The 8,284-nt window shown below is 39.1% G+C and carries 5 protein-coding genes; 3 read left to right on the plus strand and 2 right to left on the minus strand.

What is annotated here, in order from left to right:
• Together gyrA and Q0X89_RS10890 are read left to right on the plus strand one after the other, a co-directional pair.
• Positions 1-2,533: DNA gyrase subunit A (gene gyrA / locus Q0X89_RS10885; RefSeq protein ID WP_297694029.1), on the plus strand; the 2,533-nt coding region annotated here is incomplete at its 5' end.
• A 34-nt stretch (positions 2,534-2,567) separates the two neighbouring features.
• Complete coding sequence (locus Q0X89_RS10890; RefSeq protein WP_297694031.1) at positions 2,568-3,824, plus strand: tetratricopeptide repeat protein; 1,257 nt, start codon at positions 2,568-2,570, stop codon at positions 3,822-3,824.
• 55 nt (positions 3,825-3,879) lie between these two features.
• Here Q0X89_RS10890 and Q0X89_RS10895 read toward each other — a convergent pair whose 3' ends face one another.
• Positions 3,880-4,632: an NlpC/P60 family protein gene (locus tag Q0X89_RS10895; RefSeq protein ID WP_297694033.1), complete on the minus strand. Its 753-nt coding sequence runs from the start codon at positions 4,630-4,632 to the stop codon at positions 3,880-3,882.
• Between the two features lie 20 nt (positions 4,633-4,652).
• The gene (locus tag Q0X89_RS10900; RefSeq protein ID WP_297694035.1) at positions 4,653-5,828 is read right to left on the minus strand and encodes an acetyl-CoA C-acyltransferase; all 1,176 of its coding nucleotides are present in this window, start codon (positions 5,826-5,828) and stop codon (positions 4,653-4,655) included.
• A gap of 118 nt (positions 5,829-5,946) precedes the next feature.
• Here Q0X89_RS10900 and Q0X89_RS10905 point away from each other — a divergent pair, with 118 nt between their 5' ends.
• On the plus strand, positions 5,947-7,995 hold the full coding sequence (locus tag Q0X89_RS10905) for an HDIG domain-containing metalloprotein (protein WP_297694037.1): 2,049 nt from the start codon (positions 5,947-5,949) through the stop codon (positions 7,993-7,995).
• Positions 7,996-8,284: the final 289 nt, after the last annotated feature.

Below are 8,284 nucleotides of genomic sequence, written 5' to 3' on the forward strand. Positions count from 1 at the left end.
GGCTGAAGGAGAAAAATTGATCCCTATCAACATTGAAGATGAAATGAAATCAGCCTACATTGACTACTCAATGTCGGTCATTGTGTCACGTGCCCTTCCCGATGTCAGGGATGGTTTAAAGCCGGTTCACAGGAGAGTTTTATATGGAATGCACGATTTAGGTGTTCGTTCTTCAAGTTCACACAAGAAATCCGCTAGGATTGTCGGGGAAGTTTTGGGAAAGTATCACCCACATGGAGATACATCTGTTTATGACAGTATGGTGAGGATGGCTCAGGAATGGAGTCTGAGGTACATGCTGATTGACGGTCAGGGTAATTTTGGCTCTGTAGATGGCGATAGCCCTGCGGCAATGAGATATACGGAGGCTCGAATGCGCAAGATTGCCGATGAAATGCTGGCAGATATTGATAAAGATACGGTAGATCACCAACTAAATTTTGACGACTCCCTGAAAGAGCCGACAGTTCTGCCTACCCGGATACCGAACTTATTGATTAATGGTGCTTCAGGTATTGCCGTAGGGATGGCTACTAACATGCCTCCCCACAACCTTTCAGAGGTAGTAGATGGAACGATTGCTTATATTGACAATAAAGACATTGAGATTGATGAACTAATTACACACATAAAAGCTCCGGATTTTCCAACCGGTGGTATAATATATGGATACGATGGTGTAAAGGAAGCTTTTCACACAGGACGTGGCAGAGTTGTAATGAGGGCAAAAGCGACTTTTGAAGAAGTTCAGGGCAGGGAATGTATAATTGTTACAGAGATTCCATATCAGGTCAATAAGGCAGACATGATAAAGAAGACTGCAGATTTGATCAACGATAAAAAGATTGATGGAATAGCATCAATCAGGGATGAGTCAGACAGAAAGGGAATGCGCATTGTATATATTCTAAAAAGGGATGCCATACCTAACATTGTCCTTAATACATTATACAAATATTCAGCACTACAGTCATCCTTTAGCGTTAATAATATTGCACTGGTCAATGGAAGGCCAAAATTGCTTAATGTAAAGGAGATCATTCATTATTTTGTTGAGCATCGGCATGAAGTTGTAGTAAGACGTACAACATTTGAGCTGAAAAAAGCCGAAGACCGGGCTCATATATTAGAAGGACTCATTATTGCATCTGATAATATAGATGAGGTAATTGCCATCATAAGAGCGTCTTGCAATCCTGATGAGGCCAGGGAAAGCCTGATGGAAAGATTTAAATTGTCGGAAATTCAGTCCAAGGCCATTGTAGAGATGAGGCTTCGCCAGCTCACGGGACTTGAACAGGATAAATTGCGCTCAGAATACGATGAGATAATAGAGACAATTGCCGATTTAAAGGATATTCTGGCTAATAAGGATCGCAGAATGCAGATCATAAAAGATGAACTTCTTGATGTAAAAGAACGTTATGGGGACCCAAGAAGATCAGAAATAAATTTTGCCGGTGGTGACTTGAGTATAGAGGATATGATACCTGATGAACAGGTGGTCATTACCATATCTCATGCGGGGTATATTAAAAGGACCCCTTTGAGTGAATACAAAACTCAGCACAGGGGAGGAGTAGGGCAAAAAGCTTCATCTACCAGGACTGAGGATTTCCTGGAACATCTTTTTGTGGGTACAAACCATCAATATATGTTGTTCTTTACCCAGAAGGGGAAGTGTTTTTGGATGCGGGTTTATGAAATTCCCGAAGGAAGCAGAACTTCAAAAGGAAGAGCCATTCAAAACCTTATAAACATTGAACAGGATGATAAGGTAAAAGCGTTTATTTGCACCAGAGATCTGAAAGATGAAGAATATGTGAATGGCCATTATGTTATTATGGCAACCAAAAAAGGCACGGTTAAAAAAACCTCTTTGGAACAGTATTCCAGACCTCGGCAAAATGGAATTATTGCCATTAATATAAGAGAAGATGATGAATTGTTAGAGGCAAAATTAACAACCGGTACAAGTCAGATTTTATTGGGTCTTAAATCCGGGAAGGCAATAAGGTTCGAAGAAAGCAAGACCAGGCCAATGGGGCGTAATGCATCCGGTGTGAGAGGGATAAGATTGGCAGATGAAAATGATGAAGTCATAGGCATGGTTTCTGTACATAATTTTGATGATGAAATATTGGTGGTTTCAGAAAACGGATATGGAAAAAGGTCGAATATTGATGACTACAGGATTACCAACAGGGGTGGTAAAGGCGTAAAGACGATCTCCATAACCGATAAAACCGGAGGTCTTGTGGCCATTAAAAATGTTTCAGATTCCGATGATTTAATGATCATAAATAAATCAGGAATAGCAATAAGGATGAGTGTTGACGACCTCCGTACTATGGGCAGGGCTACACAGGGTGTTAAGTTGATAAACCTGAAAGAAAATGATTCCATAGCAGCCGTCGCAAAGGTAATGAAGGATGAAGACAATCTGGAGGAGGTAGATATCATGGATATTGAGGTGAAAACGGAAGATGGCACGGCTCTTGATATGGATACTACCGAAAACGATAAAGAATAATTAATAAACACTAATAAGTAAATTGATATCAAAAATGAAGACTAAACTTTTAATTCTGGCATTCATGTGCTTTGCACTGGCCGGATTTTCACAGAAAGCAGAACTAAAAGCAGCTGATAAAGCATTAAAATCTGGTGATACCGCATCTGCCAAATCATCTTTAGATGGGATACAGGGAATGATCAGCGGAACAGATGAAAAAATACAGGCTCAGTATTTCTTTCTTAGAGGCAAAACTTATGCAGATCTTGCCAACAAGGGGAATAATGATGCTTTCACCGAAGCAATTGACGCATTTAACAAGGTACTAAGTATTGAAGATAGTAAAGGAAAGTATTCTGATGAAACAAATCAGCGTATGGCCGCTATTACTGCAGATTTAGTGAATTCTGCTGTTGAAGACAACAGTAAAAAGGAATTTATGAGAGCCGCAGAAAAACTCTATTTAAGTTATTCGATAAGTCCCAAAGACACTATTTATCTGTATTATGCAGCAAGTAGTGCTGTAAATGGAGGTCACTATGAAGAAGCTCTTGCTTATTACGAGGAATTAAAGGATATCCAATATGACGGTAGTGGTGTAATCTACAAAGCTACAAATGTAGCAACCGGCGTTGAAGAGACAATGGAAAAGACACAAAGGGATTTAATGGTAAAATCCGGAGCGTACAAAGACCCCCAAGATGAGAAATCTCCCTCTAAGAAAGCAGAAATTGTTAAAAATATGGCTTTGATTTATTCTCAACTAGGTCAGGACGACAAAGCGCTTCAGGCATTTGCAGATGCCAGAGCGAGTGACCCTAATGATGTAAACTTACTCTTGAATGAAGCCAATTTGCATTACAAATTGGGAGATAAGGATAAATTTAAAACCCTTATGGCGGAAGCATCTCAAATGGCCCCGGATAATGCAGATTTGCAGTATAACATAGGTGTAATTAACATGGAACAAGGAGATATAGAGGGAGCCCGTGCGGCATATAAAAAGGCATTGGAGATTGATCCCAATTATGTTAATGCTCAATTGAATCTATCAACTACTTATGTAGATGAAGGAAATGGCCTGATTGACGAAATGAACAGTTTAGGAAATTCCAAAGCCGATATAGCTCGTTACGAAGAATTAAAGCAGAAGAAAGATGATCTGTTCAGAGACGGCGCTGTTATTTTGGAAGATGCACTAAAATTGAAACCAGACAACCCTGGAGTGCTTACACAATTAAAGAATATTTATGGGGCTTTGGGAGATACTGAAAACTTCATGAGAATTAAAAAGTTACTTGGGGAATAACCAAGATTCAAATACTCTTCGAGAAAACCCTGGTAACTTGTTTACCGGGGTTTTTTTATACAATCTTTTTTATCACCCTTAATTTATGAGTGTAACTCCTTTGCTCGGTATTGAATATACCCGTATGGTCCAGTCTGTCAATTCTTACTTTTCCGTTAACGTGGATTATAAAATTATCATGCATAATTAGTCCTACATGATTTATCTGGCCTTCCTTGTTATCAAAAAAAGCAAGGTCTCCCGGTTCACTTTCCTCAATAAAACTTAATGCCTCGCCTTGTGTTGCCTGCTCTTCAGCCCTTCTTAATAGTTTGTGGCCATTTATTTTGTAAACCATTTGTGTTAAGCCGGAACCATCTATTCCAAAAGGGGTTTTTCCGCCCCACAAATAGGGTGAATTTAGGTAGTGAAGCGCAGTAATAATCAGATTTGATTTACCCTTATTTGAGTCTACCAAAGTCCCTTCAAATTGGTGACCAAGAAAATCTGAATTCTTAACAGCCGAACCCAGAACAATTGGTATTAGAGCAGTATTGCCATCACTTACATAAGATACCAGATCAGCAGAGAATTTGGTATCCCCGGTATTTTTAAGGTTTTTAGAATCTTGTTTCTGTATAGGAATAAATTGGTTATTACGAACCCATCCTTCACAACCATCAAAGTCATCACGAATTTTACTCCAGTATTTTCTTTTTTCCAGAATCTTAAAATGATCGCCGTAGAGAAGTTGGGTTACCATCTCGCTCGCATCTTCCGCAAGAATTCTTACAGGTACTATACTAAGATGACAAATACCGTGATGCATGGGTTGCCTTTGCAGCAATATTAATTTCTTTCCAATATAATGGCCGAAGCTCCACCACCACCATTACATATGGCGGCAGCGCCTATTTTACCGTTATTTTGCTCTAAAACACTTAAAAGGGTAATCATTATCCTGGCCCCGGAACAACCCAGAGGATGTCCAAGGGATACCGCGCCTCCGTTTACATTTACATTCTTATCCTTGAGTTTCAAAAGTTTCATATTGGCCAGGCCAACTACGGCAAATGCCTCATTGAACTCAAAATAATCTACTTCCTCTATTTTTATGCCGGCTCTGGCAATTGCTTTGGGCAGTGCCTTGGCCGGTGCAGTTGTAAACCACTTTGGTTCCTGGGCCGCATCGGCATAACTTTTTATGCTTGCAAGGGGCTTTAAACCCATTTCTTTTGCCTTTTCTGCACTCATCAATACCAGAGCTGCAGCTCCGTCATTTATTGTAGATGCATTAGCGGCGGTAACCGTTCCGTCTTTGGTAAAGGCCGGGCGCAATGCAGGGATTTTATCTAGTTTTACATTTTTAAATTCTTCATCTTCATTCACCATAATTGGTTCTCCCCGTCGCTGGGGTACTTCTACGGGGACTACTTCATTTGAAAATTTTCCCGATTTCCAGGCCTCGGCCGATCGACTATATGATTGAATAGCAAAATTGTCCTGATCCTCCCTGCTAAAATTGTATTCAATAGCGCAGGCATCGGCACATACACCCATGGCATTTTGGTCATAAACATCAACCAAACCATCTTTTTGCATACCATCTACCAGTGTTGAAGGACCAAACTTTTGACCCGTTCTCATATGAATGTAGTGCGGAATAAGGCTCATATTCTCCATACCTCCTGCAATAACAACTGAAGTGTCACCCAGTGCAATAGACTGTGCTGCTTGCATAACGGCCTTCATTCCGGATGCACAGACTTTATTTACGGTAGTACACGGCACTGAGTCGGGAATACCGGCAAATATTGCGGCCTGTCGTGCAGGTGCTTGTCCGGTTCCGGCCTGTACCACGTTGCCCATGAGTACTTCATCAATTTCATCAGGGCTCAGGTTAATTTTATCCATGGCACCTTTTATAGCTATAGCTCCTAACTTTGGAGCCGAAATTGTTGATAAAGAACCCATAAAACTACCAATGGGTGTTCTGGCTACAGATACGATAACTACCTCTTTCATATGAATATCTATTAACTACGCGAAATTAATAAATTAAAGTGCAATGAATTGTGTTTAGTCCCTAAAAGGCAATCGGTAATGCTATTATTTTCTATTTTTGACGAAGATACTTTCTACTATGGGGAAAACCTTAGACGGCGTTTATAAAAATCAATCACTTATTTACAAGTATATTCTATATGTGGTTACCATAGCCTGTATTGTATTTTTCTTTCCAAGAGGGGGTAAGTTCAAATATGAATTTCAGAAGGGTAAACCATGGCAGTACGAAAATCTTTATGCCCCCTTTGACTTTTCCATTAAGAAAACAGCCGATGAAATAGCCGAAGAGAAAAATGCCATAGAAAGTGGTCAGATAGATTACTATAATTACGATGAAGGAGCTGCTACCGAAGCCTACCAGATTTTTACAGACAAGTTTCCTGTTGTTTTCAGCACTGAAAAATTTAGCAACCGATCCAGGCGTATTTTAGAAAAGGTGGGGAAAGATTTTCTGGATACCATATATGCCCACGGAGTCTTGACTAAGGCGGATGAGCTGACTTCAAAAAACAATCTATATTTAATTAAAGAGGGTGAAGCAAGGCTGATGCAACCAGAGGCCATATACAGAATGGGCAGTTTGGATGATTCAATTAGTAGGATGCTTAATTCTAAGAGGCTTGGACGCTATGAAACTGACTTTAAAGCACTTTTTATTGAGGTAGTGCAACCAAATGTTTCATATGATGAGGAACTCACTAAAAGAGAACTGGAAGTAGCTATTTCTGAGGTCTCTCTAACAAGGGGCAACGTGGACGAGGGAAAACTAATTATCGCGCGCGGAGAAGTTGTAGAATCTGAGAATTTAAAGATACTGGAGTCCTTAAAAGCAGAATATGAATCAGAATTATGGACGGAGAACAACTTCTACTTTATCCTTTTTGGGTACACTATTTTAGTAGCCCTGGTGCTTATTATGCTGTTTTTATTTCTCAAAAAATACAGGCCCGAAGTATTTAGGAACAATGTAAGGGTGACCTTTATTTTCTTTAATATTTTACTCATGGTATTTATAACTACACTTGTGGTAAAATACAATGAGGCTTATGTTTTTGTGGTGCCATTGTGTATAATGCCGTTAATTCTGAAAACATTTTTTGATGCCAGATTAGGTCTTTTTGTACATGTCTTAACCGTACTTATTCTCGGTTTTGTAGTTCCAAATAGCTTTGAATATATTTTTCTTCAGATTATAGCCGGGATTGTTACCATTTTAACGGTGTCTGAACTCTATAAAAGGGCTAATTTATTTATTTCTGTAGGGCAGATTACGCTTATATACATCATAGGTTATTTTGCGTTTCATATCATTCACGAAGGCAACCTGGACAATGTAAACTGGTATATATTTGGATTTTTCTTTTTGAATGGTATGATCACCTTGTTTGCTCAACCTCTTATCTATATTTATGAAAAAATGTTTGGTATGGTATCAGATGTTTCTTTACTGGAATTATCAGACACAAATTCTAAATTACTGAAGGAGTTAGCAAATAAAGCGCCGGGAACTTTTCATCATTCTCTTCAGGTAGCTAATCTGGCCGAAGCTTCTGCAAATGAAATCGGGGCAAATGCCATGTTAGTTAGAGTAGGGGCCTTGTATCATGATATTGGGAAAATGAACAATCCTACTTATTTTACTGAAAACCAGGTAACCAGTATAAATCCGCATGACGATCTGGACCCTAAAGAAAGTGCCAGAATAATTATAAATCATGTCATAGAGGGAATAGAACTTGCAAGAAAATTTAATTTACCCGACAGGGTTGTCGATTTCATCAGAACGCATCACGGTACGAACCTGGTATACTATTTCTATAAGAAACAGCAAGAATTAGATGATCCTTTTAAGGAATCCGATTTCAGGTACCCGGGTCCTATACCATTTTCTAAAGAGACCGCCATTTTAATGATGGCCGATTCTGTGGAAGCTGCCTCCAAAAGTTTAAATAACCCAACCTATCAGATTATTGATGAATTTGTGGAGAAGATCGTAACCGGGCAAATGAATGCGAATCAATTTTTGAATGCCAATATTACCTTTAAAGAGATCCAAATGATTAAGAAGGTATTAAAGCACAAATTAACCAATATCTACCATCTCAGAATTGAATACCCGGAATAATTGAAAAGAAAGGTTCCTCTAGCGGGGATATGGGTTATTGCTAAGAAAATCTCTAATTTTTATTAAATATTCATATTTCCAAATTTACATGGTCTTTCCTATGATTTACCCCTATTAGACCAGCCTAATCTTCAGAATCCTCATTTTCCGGATTCTCATCGAAATCATGATCATCCTGTTCATCAAGATTATCATCATCTGGTTCTTCATCAGCATGGTCTTCCATTGCAGCTACTAATCGTTTGCTGACTTTTACCAGATAAATGGTATCATCAGTTCTTACTTCTAC

Source organism: uncultured Eudoraea sp. (assembly GCF_947258525.1).
GTDB lineage: Bacteria > Bacteroidota > Bacteroidia > Flavobacteriales > Flavobacteriaceae > Eudoraea.